Annotated in this window: 23 protein-coding genes and 1 riboswitch; of the genes, 10 read left to right on the top strand and 13 right to left on the bottom strand. The window is 70.0% G+C overall.

Annotated features, from left to right (window positions below):
- Positions 1 to 75: 75 nt before the first annotated feature.
- Positions 76 to 1002, top strand: a complete 927-nt coding sequence (locus ACIRPT_RS12630; protein ID WP_403826013.1) for a hypothetical protein — start codon at positions 76 to 78, stop codon at positions 1000 to 1002.
- 148 nt (positions 1003 to 1150) lie between these two features.
- Here the strand turns inward: ACIRPT_RS12630 and thiC are convergent, their stop codons facing one another.
- Positions 1151 to 2959 (bottom strand): phosphomethylpyrimidine synthase ThiC, encoded by a 1809-nt coding sequence (thiC, locus tag ACIRPT_RS12625; protein WP_403499684.1) that lies wholly within the window; start codon positions 2957 to 2959, stop codon positions 1151 to 1153.
- Positions 2954 to 3110: riboswitch (TPP riboswitch) on the bottom strand. It overlaps the preceding gene by 6 nt.
- Positions 3111 to 3181: 71 nt before the next feature.
- On the opposite strand from thiC, the gene ACIRPT_RS12620 reads away from it, so the two are divergent.
- The gene (locus tag ACIRPT_RS12620; RefSeq protein WP_403826009.1) at positions 3182 to 4534 is read left to right on the top strand and encodes a YibE/F family protein; all 1353 of its coding nucleotides are present in this window, start codon (positions 3182 to 3184) and stop codon (positions 4532 to 4534) included.
- Positions 4535 to 4562: 28 nt separating this feature from the next.
- Here the strand turns inward: ACIRPT_RS12620 and ACIRPT_RS12615 are convergent, their stop codons facing one another.
- The 4 genes from ACIRPT_RS12615 to ACIRPT_RS12600 form a co-directional block, all read right to left on the bottom strand.
- Positions 4563 to 4985, bottom strand: a complete 423-nt coding sequence (locus tag ACIRPT_RS12615) for an SsgA family sporulation/cell division regulator (RefSeq protein WP_403500646.1) — start codon at positions 4983 to 4985, stop codon at positions 4563 to 4565.
- Between the two features lie 104 nt (positions 4986 to 5089).
- Positions 5090 to 5860, bottom strand: coding sequence for an IclR family transcriptional regulator (locus tag ACIRPT_RS12610; protein WP_403500650.1), 771 nt, complete (start codon positions 5858 to 5860; stop codon positions 5090 to 5092).
- Positions 5861 to 6168: 308 nt separating this feature from the next.
- The gene (locus ACIRPT_RS12605) at positions 6169 to 6393 is read right to left on the bottom strand and encodes a DUF5326 family protein (RefSeq protein ID WP_403499689.1); all 225 of its coding nucleotides are present in this window, start codon (positions 6391 to 6393) and stop codon (positions 6169 to 6171) included.
- Positions 6394 to 6593: 200 nt separating this feature from the next.
- Entirely contained in the window at positions 6594 to 6911 is a 318-nt protein-coding gene (locus tag ACIRPT_RS12600; protein WP_403499691.1) for a cupin domain-containing protein, read from the bottom strand.
- A gap of 49 nt (positions 6912 to 6960) precedes the next feature.
- Here ACIRPT_RS12600 and ACIRPT_RS12595 point away from each other — a divergent pair, with 49 nt between their 5' ends.
- The 5 genes from ACIRPT_RS12595 (at position 6961) to ACIRPT_RS12575 (ending at position 10807) form a co-directional block, all read left to right on the top strand.
- Entirely contained in the window at positions 6961 to 7338 is a 378-nt protein-coding gene (locus ACIRPT_RS12595) for a phage holin family protein (RefSeq protein WP_403500652.1), read from the top strand.
- A gap of 149 nt (positions 7339 to 7487) precedes the next feature.
- Positions 7488 to 7988, top strand: coding sequence for a low molecular weight protein-tyrosine-phosphatase (locus tag ACIRPT_RS12590; protein ID WP_403827056.1), 501 nt, complete (start codon positions 7488 to 7490; stop codon positions 7986 to 7988).
- Entirely contained in the window at positions 7985 to 9115 is a 1131-nt protein-coding gene (locus ACIRPT_RS12585) for a cystathionine gamma-lyase (protein WP_403826005.1), read from the top strand. Before ACIRPT_RS12590 ends, ACIRPT_RS12585 begins: the two co-directional genes overlap by 4 nt.
- Positions 9116 to 9332: 217 nt before the next feature.
- Positions 9333 to 10229, top strand: coding sequence for a LysR family transcriptional regulator (locus ACIRPT_RS12580; protein WP_403826002.1), 897 nt, complete (start codon positions 9333 to 9335; stop codon positions 10227 to 10229).
- A gap of 98 nt (positions 10230 to 10327) precedes the next feature.
- Positions 10328 to 10807 (top strand): NUDIX domain-containing protein, encoded by a 480-nt coding sequence (locus tag ACIRPT_RS12575; RefSeq protein ID WP_403499702.1) that lies wholly within the window; start codon positions 10328 to 10330, stop codon positions 10805 to 10807.
- Between the two features lie 38 nt (positions 10808 to 10845).
- Here the strand turns inward: ACIRPT_RS12575 and ACIRPT_RS12570 are convergent, their stop codons facing one another.
- The 3 genes from ACIRPT_RS12570 to ACIRPT_RS12560 all read right to left on the bottom strand — a co-directional run bounded on the left by ACIRPT_RS12570 (position 10846) and on the right by ACIRPT_RS12560 (position 14674).
- On the bottom strand, positions 10846 to 11718 hold the full coding sequence (locus tag ACIRPT_RS12570; protein WP_403825999.1) for a pyridoxamine 5'-phosphate oxidase family protein: 873 nt from the start codon (positions 11716 to 11718) through the stop codon (positions 10846 to 10848).
- A gap of 64 nt (positions 11719 to 11782) precedes the next feature.
- On the bottom strand, positions 11783 to 13591 hold the full coding sequence (locus ACIRPT_RS12565) for a globin domain-containing protein (RefSeq protein ID WP_403825996.1): 1809 nt from the start codon (positions 13589 to 13591) through the stop codon (positions 11783 to 11785).
- Positions 13592 to 14038: 447 nt separating this feature from the next.
- Positions 14039 to 14674, bottom strand: a complete 636-nt coding sequence (locus ACIRPT_RS12560) for an HAD family hydrolase (RefSeq protein ID WP_403825993.1) — start codon at positions 14672 to 14674, stop codon at positions 14039 to 14041.
- A 186-nt stretch (positions 14675 to 14860) separates the two neighbouring features.
- On the opposite strand from ACIRPT_RS12560, the gene ACIRPT_RS12555 reads away from it, so the two are divergent.
- Complete coding sequence (locus ACIRPT_RS12555) at positions 14861 to 15367, top strand: DUF2269 domain-containing protein (protein ID WP_403825991.1); 507 nt, start codon at positions 14861 to 14863, stop codon at positions 15365 to 15367.
- A gap of 14 nt (positions 15368 to 15381) precedes the next feature.
- Here ACIRPT_RS12555 and ACIRPT_RS12550 read toward each other — a convergent pair whose 3' ends face one another.
- Entirely contained in the window at positions 15382 to 15813 is a 432-nt protein-coding gene (locus ACIRPT_RS12550; RefSeq protein WP_403499716.1) for a heme-binding protein, read from the bottom strand.
- Positions 15814 to 15963: 150 nt separating this feature from the next.
- Entirely contained in the window at positions 15964 to 17184 is a 1221-nt protein-coding gene (locus ACIRPT_RS12545; protein WP_403825988.1) for an MFS transporter, read from the bottom strand.
- 133 nt (positions 17185 to 17317) lie between these two features.
- Here ACIRPT_RS12545 and ACIRPT_RS12540 point away from each other — a divergent pair, with 133 nt between their 5' ends.
- Together ACIRPT_RS12540 and ACIRPT_RS12535 are read left to right on the top strand one after the other, a co-directional pair.
- The gene (locus ACIRPT_RS12540) at positions 17318 to 17806 is read left to right on the top strand and encodes a MarR family winged helix-turn-helix transcriptional regulator (RefSeq protein WP_403499722.1); all 489 of its coding nucleotides are present in this window, start codon (positions 17318 to 17320) and stop codon (positions 17804 to 17806) included.
- 49 nt (positions 17807 to 17855) lie between these two features.
- A complete protein-coding gene (locus ACIRPT_RS12535) occupies positions 17856 to 18308 on the top strand; it encodes a GNAT family N-acetyltransferase (RefSeq protein ID WP_403825984.1) in 453 nt (150 codons plus the stop codon).
- A gap of 152 nt (positions 18309 to 18460) precedes the next feature.
- Here the strand turns inward: ACIRPT_RS12535 and ACIRPT_RS12530 are convergent, their stop codons facing one another.
- The 3 genes from ACIRPT_RS12530 to ACIRPT_RS12520 all read right to left on the bottom strand — a co-directional run bounded on the left by ACIRPT_RS12530 (position 18461) and on the right by ACIRPT_RS12520 (position 22142).
- A complete protein-coding gene (locus tag ACIRPT_RS12530; protein ID WP_403825981.1) occupies positions 18461 to 19168 on the bottom strand; it encodes a TetR/AcrR family transcriptional regulator in 708 nt (235 codons plus the stop codon).
- A 307-nt stretch (positions 19169 to 19475) separates the two neighbouring features.
- Positions 19476 to 20615: a pyridoxal-phosphate-dependent aminotransferase family protein gene (locus ACIRPT_RS12525; protein ID WP_403827054.1), complete on the bottom strand. Its 1140-nt coding sequence runs from the start codon at positions 20613 to 20615 to the stop codon at positions 19476 to 19478.
- Positions 20616 to 20750: 135 nt separating this feature from the next.
- A complete protein-coding gene (locus tag ACIRPT_RS12520) occupies positions 20751 to 22142 on the bottom strand; it encodes a serine hydrolase domain-containing protein (RefSeq protein ID WP_403827052.1) in 1392 nt (463 codons plus the stop codon).
- Positions 22143 to 22385 lie beyond the last annotated feature (243 nt).

The raw sequence follows: 22385 nt of genomic DNA, 5'->3' as shown, positions 1-22385 counted from the left end.
CAGGCTCTCCTCCGTTTCCGCCCACTGCCCGGCCCAGCCGGCACGTACGGCCCTACGGAGCATCGGGGGATCCACATGAACAGCGCTCCGCACCTGCTGAACGAGGATCGCGCGGAATTCACGCGGCTCCTCGATGAGGCACTGCGCACCGCCGGACACCACCCGGACGGCCTCACCGCCGCCGCGGGTCAGCACCTCAGCGCCGAGCAGTTGCGTGCGATGGCAATAAGCGCCACCACCGCCATCGCCGCCTGCGCCACGGCCGAATACCAGCGCTATGTCCAGCTCCGCACCGCCCTGCGGGCACCCGCGGCGGCACCGTCCACGGACAGAACGGACGACTCGGAGCGGAACGAAACCACCGACGAGGCAACAGGTTTGGCCACCGGTACGCACTCGGCCGACGCCGCCTCCCCGCCTGAGGTCCCGGAGACGGCCGGTGCCGGGCTGGCCGCCATGATCGCCGTCCTCGTCCCGGTTCTCGCCGGCATCGCCGCCGTCCTCTTCCTCCTCATCGGCTATGTCCTGCGTGCCGTCAGCCCCGACAAGTCCATGGCCCAGCCGCTGATCAGCGTCGGCTGGATATTCGCCGCCCTGACAGCGGCCGGCGCCCTCGTTGCGATGGCAGGCCTCGTCATCACGGCCCTGCGCAACGGTTCGACGTCCTCCCGCGCCTCCAGAGCGCAGGAACTCCTGACCATGGACCTCGACCGCGCCCGCGACGCCTGGCGCCACGCCCTCCTCGAACGCGGTCTCCTGCCCTTTCTCCGCGAGGCCCTCACCGACCCCTCCCCGGACGCGGATCCGGACCCCGTCCGGTACGTCCCCCAGCCCGCCCCCCAACACCGCATCCCGACCCTCGGTTACACCCGCCCCACGTTCTCGAGCCCCGACAGCGGCTCATCGGGGTCGCGTCCGCGCTATTCCAGCCCGGATTTCACGAGCCCGGAGTACGGGGAATCGGGTGCGGGGCAGGGTCCGGGCGGGGGATCACCGGAGTAGGCCGGACCGGCGGCGACGGCCGGGGCGCCCGCTTCGGCGACAGCCCCGGCCGATTGTTCTGCGGCGCCCACACGGACTGGCGTCGCCCCCAGGCATCCTTCCGCCTCGGAGCGGCGCCGGCCCGCGCAGTGCTGGTCCTCTACGGGTGTCAGTCCGCCATCGGCAGATACACCCGGTTCCCGCTGGCCGCGAACTCCTTGGACTTCTCGAGCATCCCCGCCTCGATCTCCTCGGGCGACGCGTCCGCCTCGCCACCGAACTGCTCGGTGATGCTCCGGCTGATCTTCATCGAGCAGAACTTCGGGCCGCACATCGAGCAGAAATGGGCCGTCTTCGCCGGTTCGGCGGGCAGGGTCGCGTCGTGGAAGGCACGGGCGGTGTCCGGGTCGAGGGCCAGGTTGAACTGGTCCTCCCAGCGGAACTCGAAGCGCGCGTCGGAGAGGGCGTCGTCCCAGTCCTGCGCGCCCGGGTGGCCCTTGGCAAGGTCCGCCGCATGGGCCGCGATCTTGTACGTGATGACGCCGGTCTTGACGTCATCACGGTCGGGCAGGCCCAGGTGCTCCTTGGGCGTGACGTAGCAGAGCATCGCGGTGCCCCACCAGGCGATCATCGCGGCGCCGATTCCGGACGTGATGTGGTCATAGGCGGGCGCGATGTCGGTGGTCAGCGGGCCGAGCGTGTAGAACGGGGCCTCCTCGCAGATCTCCTGCTGGAGGTCGATGTTCTCCTTGATCTTGTGCATCGGGACGTGTCCCGGGCCCTCGATCATCGTCTGGACGCCGTGCCGCTTGGCGATGGTGTTGAGCTCACCGAGCGTCCGCAGCTCCGCGAACTGGGCCTCGTCGTTGGCATCCGCGATGGAGCCGGGGCGCAGGCCGTCGCCGAGCGAGTAGGTGACGTCGTAGGAGGCGAGGATCTCGCAGAGCTCCTCGAAGTGCGTGTAGAGGAACGACTCCTGATGGTGGGCCAGGCACCAGGCGGCCATGATCGAGCCGCCGCGGGAGACGATGCCCGTCTTACGGCGGGCGGTGAGCGGGACGTAGCGGAGCAGCACGCCCGCGTGCACCGTCATGTAGTCGACGCCCTGTTCGGCCTGCTCGATGACGGTGTCCTTGTAGATCTCCCAGGTCAGCTCCTCGGCCTTGCCGTCGACCTTCTCCAGAGCCTGGTAGAGCGGGACGGTGCCGATGGGGACGGGGGAGTTGCGCAGCACCCACTCGCGGGTGGTGTGGATGTTGCGTCCCGTGGAGAGGTCCATGACCGTGTCGGCGCCCCACTTGGTGGCCCAGGTCATCTTGTCCACCTCCTCCTCGATGGAGGAGGTGACGGCGGAGTTGCCGATGTTGGCGTTGACCTTCACCAGGAAGTTCTTGCCGATGATCATCGGCTCGATCTCCGGGTGGTTGACGTTGGCCGGCAGTACGGCGCGGCCGGCCGCGATCTCGTCCCGTACGAACTCGGGGCTGACGTTCTCGCGGATGGCGACGTACTCCATCTCCGCGGTGATCTCGCCACGCCGGGCGTAGGCGAGCTGGGTCACCGCGGCGCCGCCCCGGCCGCGGCGCGGCTGGCGCGGGCGGCCGGGGAAGACCGCGTCGAGGTTCTTGAGGCCGCCGCGCGGCGAGGTGTGCTTGAGACCGTCGTCCTCAGGCCGCATGGGGCGGCCCGCGTACTCCTCCGTGTCGCCGCGAGCGATGATCCAGTTCTCCCGCAGCGGCGCGAGGCCGCGGCGGACGTCGGTGTCGATGTTCGGATCGGTGTACGGCCCGGACGTGTCATAGAGCGTCACGTCCTTGCCGTTGGTGAGGTGCACCTTCCGGACGGGGACCCGCAGATCGGGCCGCGAACCGGAGACATAGCCCTTGTGCCAGCCGATCAGCGGCTGGCTGCCGTTGGCGGCACCGTTCTGGCTGCCGTCCTGAGCGTTTTCAGGCGTGCGTGCATCCTGCAGAGTCATAAAGACCCAACTCCCTACGCCGGCATTACCCGGTAACAGGTTCGGCGGTCGACGCAGCGGCTTCCGTCCGCCGACGTTTCACGTGAAACGTCGCTGGGACGAAGGTCAGCGCCCTCTCAGCCCGGTGCTCCGAGCTCCCGCGATTGCAAAGGTGCCACCACGGTAGCGGCCGATATGCCGGGGTGAACAGGGGGCCCCTGGAGTTCTTGCAAGGATCGGGGTGTGAGCCCTCCCGAGTCCCACCCTCATTCCGTCGCGCACTCGCATGCCCACAGCCACGGGCCTGCCGCGCCCGTCTCACGCCATCTGCGCAAGGTCATCGCGGCGATTCTGATCCCGTTCGCGGCCGCCGTGGTGGTCGGCCTGGTCGTGCTGTGGCCGGGCGGCGCGCCCCCGCACAAGCCGTCCGGGGTCGGCTTCGACCAGCCCACGGAGCAGGCCCGGGTGATCAAGGTGGAGGAGGTGAACTGTGCGGATGTGCACGCCGAGCCGCAGCCGCAGCCACCGGGGCCGCAGGGGCAGCCTCCGTCCGGAGGAGCACCAAAGGGCAAGAAGTGCCAGCGGGCAACAATCAAGGTCATCACAGGACAAAACGCCGGGCGCACCTTCCAGACGGTGGTGACACCGGACGCCTTGCGGCACTACACGACCGGCCAGGGCTTGGTGGTGTCGTACTCCCCCCGGGCCCCGAAGGATTTGCAGTACTCGGTCAGCGATGTCGACCGGACGTTCCCGATGTGGGTTCTGGCCGCCATCTTCGCGATTGCAGTCGTGATCGTCGGCCGGTTGCGCGGGGTGCTCGCGCTGGTCGCACTGATGGCGAGCTTCATGGTGCTGACGCTGTTCATCCTGCCGGCCATCCTCCAGGGTTCCGATCCGCTGGTGGTGGCGGTGGTCGGCGGCAGCGCGATCATGTTGATCGCGCTCTATCTGTGCCACGGTCTGACGGCCCGTACGTCGGTGGCGGTGCTCGGCACGCTCGCCTCGCTGCTGCTGATCAGCCTGCTCGGTTCGGTGTTCACCGGGTGGGCTCTGCTGACGGGCAATACGGACGACACGACGGGGCTGGTGCACGGCCTCTACCCGGACATCGAGATCCGTGGCCTGCTGCTGGCGGGGATCATCATCGGGTCGCTGGGCGTGCTCGACGATGTGACGGTGACCCAGACCGCCGCGGTATGGGAGCTCAAGGAGGCGGACCCGTCGGCGAGTTGGCGCAAGCTGTACGGCGCCGCGATGCGGATCGGACGGGATCACATCGCGTCGGTCGTGAACACCCTCGTACTGGCCTATGCGGGGGCGGCGCTGCCGTTGCTCCTGCTGTTCTCGATCGCCCGGAGCAGCGTCGGTACGGTCGCGACGAGTGAGGTCGTCGCGGAAGAAATCGTGCGCACGCTGGTGGGCAGCATCGGGCTGGTCGCCTCGGTGCCGCTGACAACGCTACTGGCGGCGCTGGTGGTCTCCGCGGATCGTCGGGAAGAGGGCGTGCCGGGGCCCGCCTCGGGTGCACCGTTGACCGCCACGGGCGGTCGCCCCGGGCGGCACGGATCACGCGGCAGGCGCCGTAAGCGATGACGGGACCGGCGGACGGGCCGGTCCGGGATCAGCCCGCCGGCGCCTCCGTGAGGATCCGGTCCAGTACGGCCTCGAGGGTGTCGCACACCTCTTCCTCACCGAGCGGGACCAGCCGGTCGGTGCGGTCGAGGAAGGCGACGAGCGGCGGCGCGCCGGCCCGGAACAGGGCCCGCTCGGCGCCCACTTGGAGGCTGATGAAGACATCGCCCAGGCGCTCCGGAGACGACGGCTCGACGCGTACATCCCCCTCGCCGGCAGGCCGGCTCAGTCCATCCAGCAGGAGCTCACGACTGAACACCCAGGTCACGGGCATATCGCCGGGGAGATCAAAGGTGAAACGGACGGCAAACGGATCGGCGATGTCGAAGTCCAGCTGTACTGGGATCCGGAACGCGAGCTCCTCGGAAACGAGAAAGCTCATGATCACTTCTGCCTGAACTGTGTCGGTCATCAACCACTGCCCCGCAATTGATCGGAGATGGCCGGGAATCATCCCCCGCAGCCCTATTCACGCCATCGTCTGCCAGGCACCAGCAGATCACAAGGAGTGAGTTTTCAGATACTGATAGAGAACGCGAGTGTCGTTAGCGTCGCCTCCGCCATTTTCCGTAGTTGTTCTGTGACGGTGCGCAATCGGTGCAGTTCGTCCGCGGGAAGCGAGAGCGCGAGCGCCGCGGCCGCCGAGCCGACTTGGATGGGGATGGCGGAGCACACCGTGCCCAGGGCGTACTCCTGTTGCTCATACGCAGCGTGGCCACGACGCACCGCATCCAGGCGGTGCAGCAGATCGTCCTCGGTCCGCACGGAGAACGGGGTTATGGACTGCACGGGGTGGCGCGCCAGATGCTCCTTCCTGGTCGCGTCGTCGAGCTGCGCGAGCAGACACTGGCCGATCGCGTGGGCATGCGCGGTGGTACGGAAGTCCACCCACTCCTCGACCGGCGGGCGTTCCGGGTCATCGGTGACGGCCACCACCTCCACCTCCCCCTCGCGGTAGACGCCGAAGTAGACGGCGGCTCTCAGCTCACGGCCCGCCAGAGCCAGCGCCTCAGAGATACGAGTGCGCTGCCGACGCCGCGCCCCCGCCTGCCCGATGGCCTCGGCGGCCTCGCCCAGGACGAAGACACCGCTCTCCCGCCGCAGATAGCCCTCGTGCGTCAGCGTCCGCAGCAGGTGGTACGTCGTCGGAAGCGGCAGCCCGGCCTCTCTGGCGAGCTGCTTGGCGGGCGCCCCGCCGGCGTGCGCGCCGACCGCTTCCAAGAGCCGCAGCGCGCGCTGCACCGATCCGATCAGGGTGGGGTGAGCGGCGGATTCGCCGTTCCCGATCGCCAAGGCCAACCCCCCAGGACCCACTGCTTTCCGGAATGTCATCGTCCGGAAGACGACTGCGATCCGCACTCTAGCCGGGGCGGTCCGGACCGCACGGCGAAAGCCGATGAGTTAACCCACCTGGCGCACGTCATGACCGGTTATGGCGTGACGTGATGCCGCGCGCGCCTGCGGTGAACGAACGGTGCCCCGCTCCGGGGCCGGAGCGGGGCATCGTCGGACGGGGGTTCAAACGGAGATCGCACGGCGATCGGACGGTGTCGGCCGGATCAGTGAGGGCTGACCCGTGGCCGGCGGCCGACGGCCTACCAGTCGCCCTTCGACGAGGACGACGAGGATCCGCTGAACCTGCGCACGAGATAGATGACTCCGGCGATCAGGGCGGCCGCTATCAGGATCTTGAACAGCACGCCGATCAGAAAGCCGACCGCCGTGGCGATCAGTCCGCCGAACACCACGATCAGGATGACGGGCAGCACGACCCAGGTGACCCACCACGGAAGCCCTGCGAATATCCCCTTACCAGCCACTTCTCTGCCCTGCTTTCTTTCGGTCTGTCGCGTCGGTCTGTCGCGGTCGCGTCCATGGCACCGTCCGCACACGTCGCATCTGCCGCGCCGCGTCTCCGGTCCCCCTTCACCATCGATGCTAGGTCGCCGAAAGAGGCCGTGGGGGCTTCGCAGCCCCGGTACTCCCCTGAACCGACCCTTACGGGTTCGAGGGTCCGGTCTCAGCTCTCAGGTGGAGAAAAGACCACCATCACCCGTAGGTCCTCGCTGATGTGGTGGAACTTATGGGGCAAACCGGCCGGCACATAGACCACGCTGCCGCGCGCCACCGACTGCGTCTCCGTACCGACGGTGATCGCCCCCCGGCCGCTGACCACCAGATACACCTCGTCCTGGGCATGCGGCTGCTGGGGATCGACGCTGCCGGCATCCAGCGCATACAAGCCGACAGACATGTTGCGCTCCTTGAGGAACTGCAGATACGCACCGTCGTTGGCGGCCCGCTCCGCTTCCAGCTCATCCAGTCTGAAGGCCTTCATGCCGTTCGCACCCCTCAAGGAATTCAGAGTCGTCTGCGACGATCTCACCATGAAGCATTTTCTGGTCAAGACGATCGCCAACGCCGCGGCGCTTGCCGTGGCCATCTGGCTGCTCAAGGACATCACGCTCACCGGCGACAACACCGGCCGCAAGATACTCACGCTGGTCCTCGTCGCGCTGATCTTCGGGTTGGTCAACTTCATCGTCAAGCCGGTGGTGAAGCTGCTGTCCCTGCCCCTGTTCATTCTCACGCTCGGCCTGATCACCCTGGTCGTCAACGCGCTCATGCTGCTGCTGACGTCCTTCGTCGCCGGCAAATTCGATCTGGCCTTCCACGTGGACGGCTTCTGGACCGCGGTGCTCGGCGGCGTGATCGTCTCCATCGTCTCCTGGGCGCTGCACATGATCCTTCCCGAAGACGACTGACCGCCCCAGACTCCCCGGGCCAACAGCCGGCCAACACTCAGCCGGCGACCGAACCCTCCTCGACCCGACCGCCCCGACAAGGACAGACCCTCGTGAACCGCGCCTTCCGCATCTGCTTCGTCTGCACCGGCAACATATGTCGCTCGCCGATGGTCGAGTCCGTCTTCCGCTCCCGAATCGCGGAGGAAGGGCTCGCCGGTCTGGTCGAGGTGGACAGTGCGGGCACCGGCGGCTGGCACGAGGGCGACGGAGCCGACCCGCGCACGGTCGCCGTACTGCGCGCGGGCGGCTATGAATCCACCCACTCCGCCCGGCAGTTCCACGCCTCCTGGTTCGCCGACCGCGACCTGGTCATCGCGCTCGACTCCGGCCATCTGCGCGAGCTGCGCCGGCTGGCCCCCACCCCGCAGGACGCTGCCAAGGTTCGTCTGCTGCGCTCGTACGCGGCCGACGCGGCGGACGTCGGGGAGCTCGGCCTCGATGTGCCGGACCCGTACTACGGCGGATTCGAGGGCTTCGAGGAATGCCTCGAAATGATCGAGAAAGCCGCCGACGGCCTCCTGGAAGCGGTCCGCGCCGCCGTCACCACCGGCGCCCCGGACGCCCCAGCACCCCTCAGCCCCGCCTCGGGGACAAAGGAGAACGCATGACGGGCGACGGCACGCGCGTCGTACGGGCCGGGCTTCCGGAGCCCGCGGCCTACGAACCCTCTCTCCCGGGCCCGGTGTTCGCGGCCCATTTCCACCTCCCCGGCGCTGCCACCGGCCCCTACACCTACGGCCGCGACGCCAACCCGACCTGGTCGCGCCTCGAAGAGGCCATCGGCGAACTCGAATCGCCGGAGGAGCCCGCGCACACCATCGCCTTCGCCTCCGGCATGGCGGCGATCAGCGCCGTCGTCTTCTCCCAACTGCGCGCCGGCGACGCTGTGGTGCTGCCCAACGACGGCTACCAGCTGTTGCCGGCCGTCCGCGACCGGCTGGAGAGCTACGGCATCGAGGTCCGTACCGCGCCGACCGCGGGCGACGCCCAGCTCGACGTGCTGGACGGCGCGCGGCTGCTGTGGATCGAGACGCCCTCCAACCCTGGCCTCGACGTCTGCGACATCCGGCGGCTGGCCGACGCGGCGCACGCCCGCGGCGCCCTGGTCGCCGTCGACAACACCCTCGCCACTCCCCTCGGCCAGCGCCCGCTGGACCTCGGCGCCGACTTCTCGGTCGCCAGCGGCACCAAGGCACTGACCGGCCACGGCGACGTCCTGCTCGGGTATGCCAGCACCCGCGATGCCGCGCTGGCCGACGGCGTACGGCTTTGGCGCAAGACGGTAGGCGCGATCCCCGGCCCGATGGAGAGCTGGCTCGCCCATCGTTCGCTCGCCACCCTCGCACTGCGCGTCCGCCAGCAGTCGGCCGGTGCGCTGGCGCTCGCCGAAGCCTTGGCCGACCGCCCCGAGATCACCGGCCTGCGCCACCCCGGCTTGCCCTCCGACCCGTCCCATGCGCTCGCCGCAGCGCAGATGCGCCCTGGCCGCTTCGGCTCCGTGGTCTCCTTCACGCTGCCCGACAAGGCGCACGCCGAGCGATTCCTGGCCGCGCTAACGCTGGTGGACGATGCAACGAGCTTCGGCGGCGTACGGTCCACCGCCGAGCGACGCGCCCGCTGGGGCGGCGACGCCGTGCCCGAGGGGTTCATCCGCTTCTCGGTCGGCATCGAGGAGCCGGAGGACCTGGTCGCGGATGTCGTACGGGCGCTGGACGCGGCCCAGAAGCGCGGCTGAACGAGGCGGAATTGGCCGGCAGGATATCCCCCCTCGTCACCCTGCCGGCCGCGGTGTTTCACGTGAAACAGTCTTCGCGGTGTTTCACGTGAAACTACCCGTTTCAACAAGGCTAGTTGACCGAGCGTCAGTGTCCAATCACGCTAGCGACACATGCCTATCGACAAATTTATAGTGGACCCGCGACCAGGCTTCCGAGGGGCGCAGGAGGTACGCGATGGATCTGGCTCTGCTGCGTACCTTCGTCACGGTGCACCGGGCCGGCTCCCTCACCCGCGCCGCGGCGCTGCTCGGCCTCTCCCAGCCCGCCGTGACCAGCCAGATCCAGGCGCTGGAACGCCAGTTGGGCCGACCGCTCTTCCTGCGCAATGCCCGCGGCGTCACCGCCACCACCATCGGCGACGAACTCGCCCACAAAGTGGCCCCGCACCTCGACGCGCTCACCGAGATCACCGAGACCGGTCTGGCCGCGGATTCCGTCACCCGCACCGTGCATCTCGCGGGGCCCCCGGAGTTCACCGCCGAACGCGCGCTGCCCGCGCTGACCCCGCTCATCGCTCAGGGCCTGTCCATACGTGTCTCCTTCGGCCCCGCCGAGGAGCTGCTGACCGGCCTCGCCGCCGGCCACCACGATCTGACCGTCACCGCCGTCCGCCCGCGCGGCGGCCTCCTGACCTCGACCCCCCTGTGCGACGAGGAACATGTGCTGGTCGCCGCGCCGCGCTGGGCGGCCCGGCTGGGCGGCCCAGCAGTCCTCCAGGCCAGGGGTGTGCGCGCGCTGGATCCCGTACCGCTGGTCGAGGTGCATGAGAGTCTCCCGCTGATCACCCGCTACTGGTCGGCGGTCTTCGACACCAAGCCCTCGGCCTCCGCCGCCGTTATCGCGTCCGACCTCCGCGCGGTGCTGGGCTGCGTCGCGGCGGGCGCCGGGCTCGCGGTACTGCCTCGCTATCTGTGTGCCGACGCGCTGGACAGCGGCGAGGTCGTCGCCCTGCTGGACCCGCCGGTGCCCCCGCTGCGCACGTATTTCCTCGCCATACGGACCGGCACGCTCGGCCTGCCGCATATCGCGCGGGCGCATGAGTGGCTGCTGCGGACGGCGGTGGGCTGGTGAGCGGGGGAGCGCCGCCTGGGGCGCGGGTACGGGAGGTCGGCGGAAGCGCATCCGGTGCCGCGGGTTTCGCCGGCCCATGACTGCGGCATCTGTCCCCTATGACCGTACGGCCAGTCGTCAAACGCACCGCCCGCGCGATTCTGCTCGACGGCGAGGATCTCGTTCTGATCAAGCGCACCAAGCCGGGCCGGGCCCCGTACTGGATCACTCCGGGCGGGGGCGTGGAGCCCGAGGACGCCACCGTCATCGACGCCCTCCACCGCGAGCTGGACGAAGAGCTGGGCGCGAAGGTGAAAGACGTCGTGCCGGTCTTCGTCGACACCGTCGAGCACTTCAGCGACGGCGGGGTGGACGGGGTGAAGGTGCAGCACTTCTTCGTCTGCCGGCTGGACTCGATGGACCCCGCACGCCGGCACGGCCCCGAAGTCGAGGAGCCGTGCGGGGATTACGAAATCGTGCGGGTGCCCTTCACCCGTGTCGGGATCGCATCCGTCGAGGTCGTACCGCTGTCGCTGCGGCACTATCTCGACGGAAACATCGAGGGCGTACGGGCGATGCACGCACCGGATCTCGGCTGAGGCCGGCGCCTGAATGGTCGCGTGCTCGAGTCCGCCGCTCACTCACGCGAAAACCAGCCACGGAATCCGGGCTCCTCCTCGGCGGGCCGCCGCGGCTGCGCCCGCGCGAGCACCTGCTCGACCCGGTCGAGGAACTCCTCGTTCAGCTGCTCCGCGAAGCTGGGCCGCATGGGTCCGGCCGCCGGCGAAGACGCGACCCGCCGCTCGGGGTCGGCCGCGTGCCGCTCGTATGTGTCCTCGTGCAGGCCACCCCGGAGATGCGGGTTCTTGTGCTCCTCGCGCTGGAAGGGCGGGCGCTCCGCCGCCTCGGCCGCTGCGCCGAAGAAGTCGCCGCCCTTCCGCTTGAAGTCGTCCGTGCCCCAGGCCCGCGCCCCGCGCGCCTGTGCCGGGACCTTCTGCAGATGCGGGATGTGCTTGGCGCAGTGGATGTACGCCTCTTCGATCTCGACCGTCACCCACAACTGCGCGCGCCGCCCGGGAATCGGGTCGACCGGCAGATCGAAGTGGGCGGCCCGCATCTCCTCGTCCAGTACCACCCGCGCCCGGCCGTTGACGTGGAGCCCGATGCGGTCCCGGGTGAAATCGATCATCAGGATGCCCAGCTGCGGGTTCTCCGAAATGTTGCCGATGGACGCCATGACGCCGTTGCCCCGGTATTCCGGGTAGGCCAGCGTCCGCTCGTCCAGCACCTGGATGAACCCGGGCGGTCCGGCGCGGAAGGTGGAGTCGCACTCGCCGTGCCGGTCGGCCGTGGCCAGGAAGAACATTTCCTGCCGGGCCACGAACTCCCGCATCCGGACGTTGAGATGATCCAGGACCTGGTCACCGTAGAAACGGTCGGCACGCTGCGTCGTACCGAGTCTCTGCTGCACCAAGTGCTCGCCGTCGCTCCCGGGGCGCTGCCCGCGCATGCCCCGTTCGTCCCCCGTCCGACCGTAGTCGGCCCGACCGAATTCGCCTTGTGCTGCCAAGACCTCAATCTCCTGCCGAGACCAGCTCTTCTATGGAGTCATGCCGTATGCGGTCGGACGGAATGCCGACCCCCCGCAACGCGTCCACGCCGCTGCGGATCAGTCCGGGCGGCCCGGAAAGGTAGGCGTCGAATTCCCGGAACGGACCGTGTTGGCGGACGGCGTCCGGGAGTTGCCCGGTGACGCCGTTCGACGCGCCGCGCACCGACCCGGTGGCGACCACCGGGCGCACCGAGAGCCAGGGGTGGCTCTGCTCGAGGCGGAGCATGGTGTCGAGGTCGTAGAGGCCGTGGTCGCTGCGGGCGCCGTAGAACACCTCGACGGGTCGTCGGCTGCCGCGCTGGGCGACGTCCTCGATCAGCGCCTTGATGGGCGCGATGCCGGTACCGCCGCCGACGCAGAGCAGGCCGTTGTTGGTGGTGTGGTCGACGGTCATCGAGCCGGCCGGGGCCCCGAGGCGGATGACGTCACCGGGGCGGGCACGGTGCACCATCGCGTTGGACACCCATCCCGCCGGTACCGCCTTCACATGGAACGCGAGCAGACCATCGGAGCGGGGCGCGGAGGCGAAGGAGTAGTGCCGCCAGACCCGGGGCCACCAAGGGGTTTCCAGGCTGGTGTACTGCCCGGCGAGGAACGGGTACGGCTGGTCGGGACGGACCGTCACCACGGCGGTGTCCGGCGTCCGCAGCTCGTGCGAGACGACCTCGGCCTGCCACCAGGCCGGGGCGATCGCCTCATTCTCGGCGGCCGCGTCGATCATGATTTGCGAGATCGCGGTGTACGCGCGCACCCACGCGGCCTCGGCCTCCTGGCTCCAGCTGGACGTCGCATAGCGCGAGAGCGCGCTGAGCAGACACTCGCCGACCGCGGGGTAGTGGTCGGGCATGGTGCCGTACTTACGGTGTCCGCGGCCGAGGTGGGAGAGGTAGTCGGTGAGGATGTCGGCGTCGTCGACGTGCTTGGCGGCGGTGAGCAGCGCCTTGAACAGCCGGTCGCGCTGGGTGTCCATCGAGGCGGGGAACAGTGCCCGCAGATCGGGGTGCTGGACGAAGAGCAGCGCATAGAAGTACGACGTCACCTTGTCGGCGACGGGCTCGATCTCCGCCATGGTGCGCCGGATGAGGATGGCGTCGGGGGAGGCAGGAGGTGCCGTGGAGGCGGCCGCTTCCACCGCGCCGAGCGTGGGCTCCGTGGCGGGGCGGCGCGCGGGGTCCTGGCTTTCCGCCGGGCGCTCGGTCTGGCGTTCCACCTGGCGTTCCGGGGGAGTGAAGAAGGAGCGGGGGGCGGGCTCGGCTGCCGGTTCCGCGGCGGCGCGCGGTCCGGCGGCGGCGCGCGTGGCGTGCACCGGCTCGTGTACGGGCTCCGGCTCCCCGTAAGGCCGCGGGCTCTGGTACGGCTGAGGCTCCTGGCGCGGCGGTGCCTCGCGGAGCGCCTGCGCCGCCTGGAGAGGCTGGGGCTCGCGGGGCGACTGCGCCACCGCCTGGGGCGGCTGCGGCTCCTGCCGTGGCTGCGGCTCCTGCCGCGACTGGGGCTCCTGGCGTGGCTCCGGTATGCGCTCGCGCTCGGCGGCGGTGCCTACCGGCCTGATCGGATTGACCGGGCGGCTGGGTATCCGGCCGGACTGCTCCTCCTGGCCACCGGCATCGCCCTGCGCACTGTGACCGTCCTGGCCGCCTGGATGGTCCTGGCGGTGCTGCTGGTCCCGCGTTTCTTCGGGGGACTTCTTCGACGGCGGAGTGAACCAACCCCAATCGCCACTGCTGCCGCCAGAAGAGCCGTTATCGGCCGATGTGGTGGTCGGAGCGTCCATGGTCTGCCTCGCCTCGAACGTCTTTCGGTTGTCTTCGCACTTCCGTTGATCGGAACTGCCCGGAATTCCCCCGCCCTGCCCCGGAATCCTTCATCAGTCAAGCTATTCCGGCAACATCCTCCATAGCGGACAAGCTCACTTCCCTGCGCAATCGATGCGGTTACCGTCGCAGCAGCATGCCATCCCGGCTCAGCACAACGGACAAATAGCCGGAAGTTCGGTCGTCGCGGGCCGCTTCGCCGGTAGGCTGGCGGGCTTGCACGCCCCTCACGGGCCCGCGGAAGATCTCACCCTCGCCAAGCCGGACTCGACCATACCGGCACTGGTTGAAACCACAAGCCCCGATCTGGGAACACTCAGCGCGCCCCCTTCGATAACAGTGACACTCCCCACAGAGTGCATTTTCCGCACATACCACGGACGAATGCCGTCATAGAAAGCTCCGAATTACTCGCCAGTACGTACCAGTTCGTATGCCTCGCGAAGATCACGCCCCACATACGCATATGAGGCGACGTCACTGACATGGTGGTCCGCATTTACGGCCACCGACGCCGGAACCGCCGCGAACAGGTCGGTGTCGGACATCGAATCGCCGTATGCCACGCAGTCGGCACGGGTCAACCCGTACTCCGCACAGAGTTCATCCGCGATCCGCACCTTCGCCGCCGACGTGAGGATGCCGGCCGGCTCCACCGGCTGACGGATCGGCACCGCGGGCCAGCGCGAACCACGCGCCGCGTCGGCGCCCCAGGGCAGCAGCCGCTCGACGAAGAAGTCCGGGGACAGGGAAATGACCGCGCACCGTTCGCCCCGTGCACGAATGTCCGCCCAGACCTCCCGGATCCCGGCCAGCCAGGGCGCATTGTCGAATGCCGCCGCGAGGTGAAGTTCGGTCAGCTCGGCGGCCCAGAGATCGGCCGCCAGCTGCGCGAACCGCGCCGGTGTCAGCGTGCCCGCCAAGAAGCCGCGCTCCAACTCGGCGATCTCCCGGTCCAGCCCGAGCTGCCGGGAAATCTCGACGGCGGCCGCGGACCCGTACAGCAGGGTGCCGTCCATGTCGAACAGATGCAGCTTGGTCATGCGTGGGAGGGTACGTCGGCGGCGAACCCACGCGACGGCCGGGCTCACGGCTCACCCTCACTCACCGCGCACCACACACGGGCAGGGGCGCCGGTCCCGCGTACTCGCCGTACTCAACGCCGGGTACGCGGGAATACTCCCACCGTCAGATGCGGCGCGCGGGCCCCGCCCGCCACCGTGGAGGGCATGCCACAGCTCAGCCGCCCCGCCCGCCGGGCTCTCCTCGTCGTCCACGTCGCCGTCTCCGTCGGCTGGCTCGGACTCACGCTCGGGCTGCTCGCCCTGAGCATCACCGGTTACACCACCGCTTCCCCCGATCTGGCCGCGGTCGCCTACCGTGCGATGAAGATCTTCGGCGACTGGCTGATCCTTCCGGTGGCACTGATTTCCCTGGTCAGCGGGCTGATGCTGTCCCTGGGTACGCGATGGGGGCTGGCCCGGCACCGGTGGGTCTACATCAAGTTCTGGCTGACCCTCATCACCGTCCTGCTGTCGGCGTTCTCCCTGCGGCCGGGCATCGACCATCTCGCGGCACAGGCCGCCGCGGGCAACCCGACGCCCGACATCGGCCTCCTTGTCGCGCCGTCGGTCGCCACGGCGACGTACGTCTTCATCACCGCCATCTCCGTGCTCAAGCCCTGGGGGCCGACCAAACGCGGCGGCCGACTGCGCCGCCGGGCGCAGTCGGCCTAGGGGAGCCACGGCGCTCAGGCGAGCGTCGATTCCTCCACCGCCGCGGTGGCGATCCGGTGGTCCTGCTCCGGGGCGCCGCCGCCGACGCCGATCGCGCCGATCAGCCGGCCGTCCCGGTGGAGCGGCACCCCGCCCGCGATGAAGAGCAGCGGCCGGTCGAGGGCGGTGGGCAGCGTGTGAAAGAGCCCGTCGGGCCGTACGAGATCTACGAGGTCGGCGGTCGGCGTGTCCAACTGGAGCGCGGTGTACGCCTTGCGGGTGCTGGTCTCCCCGGAGATCAGCACCGCGCGGTCATCCCGCCGGAAGCCGAGAAGGTGGCCGCCTGCGTCCAGCACGGTGACGCTGCCCTGCACGCCGAGTCCGTCGGCGGCCCGTACGGCGGCCTCGATGAGCGCATCGGCGTCGCGGGTGGTGAGGGGGCGGACGGTGGGGGTGGTGGTGCTCATGGGTGGTGCTCCTTGGGGGTGTGCGGTGGCGGTGACGGTGCCGCGAAGGTTCTTACGGATTAGGGGAGTTATGGCCCTATTAGCGGCTTAAGTAAATTTGATGGCACAGGCGACGCATATTCCTCACGCCCTTCGAGTGCGTCCCGTCGGTCACACGGCCTGGCCGGCCACCGGCTGGTCGGCGACCGTGGCGGGCACGCCGCCGGCGACCACCCGGCTACGGCTCGCCGTGCGCCGCTCCAGCGCGGAAGCGAAGATCGCCACACCGAGCGCGGCCACGGTCATCAGCGCGCCGACCCAGTTGGGCGCGGTGAAGCCGAGTCCGGCCGAGATGACGATCCCGCCGAGCCAAGCGGCCAGCGCATTGCCGAAGTTGAAGGCGGCGATATTGCCCGCCGAGGCGAGGGTGGGGGCGGAGGCCGCCTGGTCCATCACCCGCTTCTGCAGCGGCGGGACGGTCGCGAAGCCGAAGAAGCCGATCAGCGCGACGGTGACGGTGGCGCCCACCTTGTCGTGCGCGGTGAAGGTGAACGCGGCCAGCACCAGCGCCAGCCCCGTCAGCGCGATGTACAGCATCGGCATCATGGCGCGGTCGGTGAAGCGGCCGGAGACCAGGTTTCCGCCGACCATGCCGAGGCCGAAGACGGCCGTCAGCAGGATGACGGAGGACGGGGCGAAGCCGGTGACCTCGGTCATCATCGAGGCGAGGTAGGTGACGGCCGCGAAGACGCCGCCGAAGCCGAGGATCGTCATCAGCATCGCGAGGCCGACCTGCGGGTTACGGAAGACCGCGAGCTCGCTGCCGATCCGCGAGGCCGCCTTCGCCGAGTGGGCGGGGACGAGCTTGACGACGCCCAGCAGGGCGAGCACGCCGAGCGCGGCGATGGCGTAGAACGTCGTCCGCCAGTCGAACTGCTGGCTAAGCATGGTGCCTGCCGGTACGCCGACGACGTTGGCGATGGTGAGGCCACTGAACATCATCGAGATGGCGGCGGCCCGCTTCTGCGGCGCGACGAGGTCGGCGGCCACCAGGGCGCCGATGCCGAAGAACGCGCCGTGCGTGAACGCGGCAACGATCCGCCCGGCCAGCATGATCCCGAAGTTCGGCGCGAGGCCCGTGAGCAGGTTGCCCACGATGAACAGGCCCATCAGCAGTGTCAGCATCTGCTTGCGGGTGAACCGTGTGCCGAGCGCGGTCATCAGCGGCGCTCCGACCACCACGCCCAGGGCGTAGAGGGTGGTCGCGTAACCGGCGAGCGGGATGGAGACGCCGAAGCCGGCCGCCATGTCGGGCAACAGGCCCATGACCGCGAATTCGGTCGTTCCGATCCCGAAGGCGCCGATGGCGAGCGCCAGGAGTGCGAGAGGCATGACGGATCCCTTCAAATGATTGCGTCCGTCCCTTACGGGCGTCCACAATAATTGCAGACGCGGACTACTTGCAAGCGCGGGCTATTTCGGAAGTGTCCTATCCTGATTCGTACGACCCACGAGGAGGTCTCCGATGACGCAGCAGACGCACGCGACGCCGCAGGCAGCAGCCGCAGAGGCACCCGGCGGCGGGCTCGCCCAGGGCTGGTGCGCACTCTCCGCCCTGCACGGCCGTATCGAGTCGCACATCGAGCGCGCGCTCCAGGCCAAGCACGACCTCAGCGTCCGTGAGTTCTCGGTCATCAATGTGCTCAGCGAGCAGCACAGCGGACCCGGCGGCCATCTGCGGATGCACCAGGTCGCGGACGCCGTCGTCCTCAGCCAGAGCGCCACCACCCGGCTGGTCACCCGGCTCGAGGAACGCGGACTGCTCGAGCGCTATCTGTGCCCGGACGACCGCCGTGGCATCTACACCAACGTCACCCCGGACGGCCTCGCACTCCTGGAAGAGGCCCGGCCGACGCACGACAGCGCCCTGCGCGAGGCCCTCCACGACGCGGCGAAGCGGCCCGAGCTGGCGCCTCTGGTCACGGCCGTCGAGACGCTCGCGCCTTCGGCATAACGCGGACGCCCACGGCAGACGCCCGGCGGGCCCGCATAAGGTCGCGCCCATGAGCGATATCGAGATACGCCGCGCGACCGAGGCCGACCTGCCCGCCATCATCGCGATGCTGGCCGACGATCCGCTGGGCGCCGCCCGCGAGTCGCCGGACGATCTGACCCCGTACCGCGCCGCGTACGAGGCGATCGCCGCCGATCCCCAGCAGCATCTGGTCGTCGCGGTCCGCGCCGGCCGTACGATCGGCACGCTCCAGCTCACGGTCATCCCGGGCCTCTCCCGGCGCGGCGCCGCCCGCTCGATCATCGAGGGCGTACGGATCCACGCCGACGAGCGGGGCGGCGGCCTGGGCACCCGGCTCATCGACTGGGCGATCGAGGAGTCCCGGGCACGGGGCTGCTCGTTGGTGCAGCTCACCTCCGACGCGACCCGTATCGATGCCCACCGCTTCTACGAGCGCCTCGGCTTCGAGGCCTCCCACCTGGGCTTCAAGCTGATGCTCTGAGCGCTTCCGGGGCTGAGCACTGGACTGAGCTCTTCTGGGCTCTGGGCTGAGCACTTCTGGGCCGATTGTCTTGGGCTGAGAGCTTCTCGCCGACAGGTCCTCGTTGGCATCTTCCGGTCGGCGGCGCTTCCGGGCCGAAAGGCGGCGCGGCGCTACCGGGCGCGGTCGGCACGCTCCCGTGCCCGCGCCCGGTGCGCCTTCTGCCGGCAGGCGGCACCGCAGTAGCGCGCGGGCCGGCCGGTAGGGGCCGCCGCGACCGGCCCATCACATACCTCGCAGCGTGTTTCGTTACGGCCGGCCGCCATCGTCGGCAGTTTCGTTACGGTACGGCTCGCCCGCAGCCCATCACACATCAGCGCCGTCATCCGGCCCGGAGCCCCCGCCGCAGTCCCCTCACCGGACCGCCGGCGCTCCATGGTCATACACCCGACCAGCACCGCACGGACATCATCCAATTCCACGTCCGGCCGTACGGCGCCAGCCTGTTGAGCGCGTACCACCAGGACGCCCAAGGCCTCCGCGAAGTCCCTCTCGGGCCCCGTCGACACCTCCGCATCCGCCGCGCCTGCCCCGCCCGCCGCCTCCAGCGCATCGCAGAGCGCTTTGTTCTGCGCGGCGAGCCGTACCACCGACGCCAGGAAGCGAAAGAACACCCCACCCGGGTCCTCGGCATCGGCCAAGTCCCTTGCGGTGTCCGTGAAGAGCTGTATCCGGTCCACGACCGATGCCCTGAACAGGGCGTCCTTGGAAGGGAAATGGCGGTACACGGTCCCCGCCCCCACTCCGGCACGGCGTGCGATCTCGCCGAGCGGGACGCCCAACCCCCGTTCCTCGAAGGCGGATCGGGCCGCTTGGAGCACCAGAGCACGATTGCGCCGAGCATCCGCGCGCGACGGAGCCGAGCCGCCATCCGTCATTTCGGTCTCCTCAGATCGCCCGGTTTCACGGTTGAGGACGCGCCGGACGTCAACCGGGCCCGTCATTCCGATTCTATGAGAGCCCTGGAAGGGAGGGGTGGAGGGCCAGGCCCGGATCGCGGGGCGGGGCTCGGCTCCGGCCCACACAAAAGGGGCCCTGTTTCACGTGAAACGCTCGGTTTCACGTGAAACAGGGCCCCATCCGCCGCCCCGACGGCCTCGGGCCGACGTCAGCGGCGCCCCGCGCCCATCAACGCGCGGTAACCGCCTCATCCCATGCCGCGCCCGCCGCCCCGGCGGCCGCAGCCTCGTCCACCACGGTGCCCAGCGCCCGCAGGCCGACGGCCAGCGCCGCGATCGATGCCAGCACCACACCCCGGTCCGCGGCGCGGCCGTAGTGGTTGACCCGGATCATCTCCTTGGCCAGCGCGCCCGCGGCGGCCTGCACAGGGACCGAGCCATCGGCGGCGAGCGCGGCGGACACCACCTCCCGGGCGTCCAGGCCCCGCGGCGCGCGCAGCGTCGTCGCGGCCGGTGCAGCGTCCTCGTCCCGGATCACATACGGCACCGGACCACCCAGCGCCTGTACGCCCGCCCGGACCGCCGCTGCCGCCGCACGGTGCCGCACGATGACCGCGTCCAGTCCCTCCGCCTCGATACGGTCGACGGCCTGCTCCAGAGCGAGCATCTCCAGCTGCGCCGGCGCGTGCGGCAGAGCCGTACGCCCGCCGTCGATCCAGCGCTCCTTCCAGTCCCGCAGCGAGAGGTAAGAACGGCGCGGCGCCTGCTCATTGGCCACGATCCGCTCCCAGGCCCGGGCGCTGACCGATGCCACGGACACCCCGGCCGGCCCGGCCAGCGCCTTCTGCCCTCCGATCACGCACAGGTCCACGCCCCACTCATCGGTGAGCAGCGGCTCGGCGCCGACCGAGGCGACCGCGTCCAGCATCAGCAGCGCCCCGTGCTCGCGCACCACGGCGCCGATCTCGGCGACCGGATTGGTGTTGCCGGTCGCCGCCTCGGCGTGCACCAGGCTCACAAAGTCGATCTCGGGGTTCTCGCGCAGCGCGTCCGCCACCTGCTGGGGGCTCACCGCGCCCGTGAACGGCACGGTGATGGTGACGACCTCGGCGCCACAGGAGCGCAGCCAGCCGCCGAAGGTCTCGCCGTACGGGCCGGTGATGATGTTGAGCGCGGTGCTGCCGGGTCGTACGGCCGAGCGAATGCAGGCCTCCAGGGGCAGCAGCGCCTCTCCCTGCATCGCCACGACGTCACAACGGGTGCCCATCAGCTCGGCGACCTTGTCCTCGATCCGCGCGAAGTGCGCGGCGGTGAGCGGCGGCAGATCGAGCAGGTCCGGGGCGGCGGGATTCGCGGTCGGGTCAGACACGGCAGTCACAGGGCCTTCCAGCGGTAGCGAGCCGCGCGATCCGGTGCGGCTCCTGGTATCTCGCTCGACTGTACGTCCGCCCGTAACGCCCTCGCCGAACGGCCCTGGACTCTCCGTGCGGTCCCGCCGCACCGCTCAGACGCGCCAGCCCTCCTCATCGACCCCGCCCGGCACGGGCCCGGCGGGCTCGTACGGGCCACGGGTGAAGACGAACGTCCCCAGGTCCAGATGGCTGACCGAGCCGTCCGACTCCCGTACCAACCGCAGCGTTTCGCCGACGTAGTAGCCGTCCAGGCCGGTCCAGGTGCCGTCCGGCTCCGGCTGGAAGCGCGAGCCGCGACCGGCCCCCGACAGCGGCGCGAGCTCCAGTCCGCGCTCCGTCGTCAACCGCAGCACGAACGGGCGCGCGCCCCAGTACCAGGGCCCGGTGAGCGCCAGCAGGTCATGGTCGAGGGGTCCGGCCAGCGGGCGCCAGGGCTCCGGAATCCGCGGTTCGCGCTCGGCCACGATCTCCAGGAGATCGGCTGCGATGGTGCCCACGGCCGGCCCCGAGGTGCAGTTGGCCAGTGCGATGGCGGCGACGTCTTCCTCGACGTCCACCCACAGCGCCGCCAGAAATCCGGGCATCGATCCCGTGTGCCCCGCCAGCAGGCGTCCGTCCGATGCCGGCTCGCCGCCGCCCGTCCGCCGTGGATCTGTCCGTACGAGCTGGAGCCCCAGGCCGTAGCCCGCCTCCCAGCCGTCCCCCTCGGGCGGCACCGCCGGGGCCCGCATCTCGGCCAGGCTCGACGCGCTGAGTACCCGTTCATCGCCCCGCAGCAGAAACGCCGCCCACCGGCACAGGTCCTCCAGCGAGGACCACAGCTGGCCCGCCGGGCCCATCAGCCCGGTGTCCTGGGCCGGTTCGGGCAGCATCGCATCGGCCCACGGGTGCACCGCCCAGCCGCCCGCATGCGGCATCTGCGGTCGCAGCGCCGTGCGCGCCATACCCAGCGGCTCCAGCACCTCGCGCCGCAGCACCTCGCCCCATGGCTCGCCGCCCCGCAGCCGTTCGACGAGCGCGCCGAGCAGGGCATAGCCGGGGTTGGAATAGTGATGCCGCTGTCCGGCCGGCAGACGCTGCGGCCGCTCGCCGAAGAGATCGGTCGGCTCGGGCCGCAGCTCGCCCGCGGTCCGCTCCCACCACGGCCCCCGCGCCTCCGCCGCCAGCCCCGAACTGTGCGCCAGCAGCTGAGCGACCGTCGCCTGCGGCACCGGAGTTCCCTCCAGGTGACGGCCGATCGGGTCCGCCAGCCTCAGCAGCCCTTCATCCCGCAGCCGCAGCACCAGCACCGCGACGAAGGTCTTGGTGAGGGAACCGACCCGGTACTGCACATCGGCGTGCGGCACCTCCCCCGGCACCGAGGTCCGAGCCCCCGTCCACACCGCCCGCCCCTCGCGGACGACCGCGCCCATCATGGACGGCGCCCGCCCCTCAGCCTGCCCGACCGCCAGCCGGCGCAGCAGCGCCCGCCGCGTCTGCGGCATCAGTTCGGCATACGCCTCGCCGGTGTCGGCCGTTCCCGCCCGGACGGCCGCCGGCAGAGGCTCGCCGGCACGCGGCTCGGGCAGGGCCTCGGTCTCCTGGGATTCCGGGCTTTCGCCCCCGGAATCCCGCGACTCGGACTGCTGGGACTTGGCGGACGCAGCGGTGGACATGGCGCTCCTCAACGGCCGGTGCGGCTGATCGGCGAGCTCCTGCCCACCGTGGCTCACCTTCTCGTGAGTACC

Origin of the sequence: Streptomyces sp. NPDC101227 (assembly GCF_044767545.1) — a bacterium.
Lineage (GTDB): Bacteria > Actinomycetota > Actinomycetes > Streptomycetales > Streptomycetaceae > Streptomyces.
Note: the sequence above shows the minus strand (reverse complement) of the source record. Positions and strands in the feature narration are given on the sequence as shown.

What these genes read in the sequence shown, in the direction of transcription:
- ACIRPT_RS12570 (WP_403825999.1), bottom strand. Translation starts at nt 11,718, where the DNA reads ATGCGCGGGCAGCGCCCCGGGAGCGACGGCGAGCACTTGGTGCAGCAG.
- ACIRPT_RS12560 (WP_403825993.1), bottom strand. Translation starts at nt 14,674, where the DNA reads ATGACCAAGCTGCATCTGTTCGACATGGACGGCACCCTGCTGTACGGG.
- ACIRPT_RS12550 (WP_403499716.1), bottom strand. Translation starts at nt 15,813, where the DNA reads ATGAGCACCACCACCCCCACCGTCCGCCCCCTCACCACCCGCGACGCC.
- ACIRPT_RS12585 (WP_403826005.1), top strand. Translation starts at nt 7,985, where the DNA reads ATGACGGGCGACGGCACGCGCGTCGTACGGGCCGGGCTTCCGGAGCCC.
- ACIRPT_RS12540 (WP_403499722.1), top strand. Translation starts at nt 17,318, where the DNA reads ATGACGCAGCAGACGCACGCGACGCCGCAGGCAGCAGCCGCAGAGGCA.
- ACIRPT_RS12535 (WP_403825984.1), top strand. Translation starts at nt 17,856, where the DNA reads ATGAGCGATATCGAGATACGCCGCGCGACCGAGGCCGACCTGCCCGCC.
- thiC (WP_403499684.1), bottom strand. Translation starts at nt 2,959, where the DNA reads ATGACTCTGCAGGATGCACGCACGCCTGAAAACGCTCAGGACGGCAGC.
- ACIRPT_RS12545 (WP_403825988.1), bottom strand. Translation starts at nt 17,184, where the DNA reads ATGCCTCTCGCACTCCTGGCGCTCGCCATCGGCGCCTTCGGGATCGGA.
- ACIRPT_RS12595 (WP_403500652.1), top strand. Translation starts at nt 6,961, where the DNA reads ATGAAGCATTTTCTGGTCAAGACGATCGCCAACGCCGCGGCGCTTGCC.
- ACIRPT_RS12555 (WP_403825991.1), top strand. Translation starts at nt 14,861, where the DNA reads ATGCCACAGCTCAGCCGCCCCGCCCGCCGGGCTCTCCTCGTCGTCCAC.
- ACIRPT_RS12575 (WP_403499702.1), top strand. Translation starts at nt 10,328, where the DNA reads ATGACCGTACGGCCAGTCGTCAAACGCACCGCCCGCGCGATTCTGCTC.
- ACIRPT_RS12520 (WP_403827052.1), bottom strand. Translation starts at nt 22,142, where the DNA reads ATGCCGCAGACGCGGCGGGCGCTGCTGCGCCGGCTGGCGGTCGGGCAG.
- ACIRPT_RS12580 (WP_403826002.1), top strand. Translation starts at nt 9,333, where the DNA reads ATGGATCTGGCTCTGCTGCGTACCTTCGTCACGGTGCACCGGGCCGGC.
- ACIRPT_RS12615 (WP_403500646.1), bottom strand. Translation starts at nt 4,985, where the DNA reads ATGACCGACACAGTTCAGGCAGAAGTGATCATGAGCTTTCTCGTTTCC.
- ACIRPT_RS12565 (WP_403825996.1), bottom strand. Translation starts at nt 13,591, where the DNA reads ATGGACGCTCCGACCACCACATCGGCCGATAACGGCTCTTCTGGCGGC.
- ACIRPT_RS12590 (WP_403827056.1), top strand. Translation starts at nt 7,488, where the DNA reads ATGGTCGAGTCCGTCTTCCGCTCCCGAATCGCGGAGGAAGGGCTCGCC.
- ACIRPT_RS12600 (WP_403499691.1), bottom strand. Translation starts at nt 6,911, where the DNA reads ATGAAGGCCTTCAGACTGGATGAGCTGGAAGCGGAGCGGGCCGCCAAC.
- ACIRPT_RS12630 (WP_403826013.1), top strand. Translation starts at nt 76, where the DNA reads ATGAACAGCGCTCCGCACCTGCTGAACGAGGATCGCGCGGAATTCACG.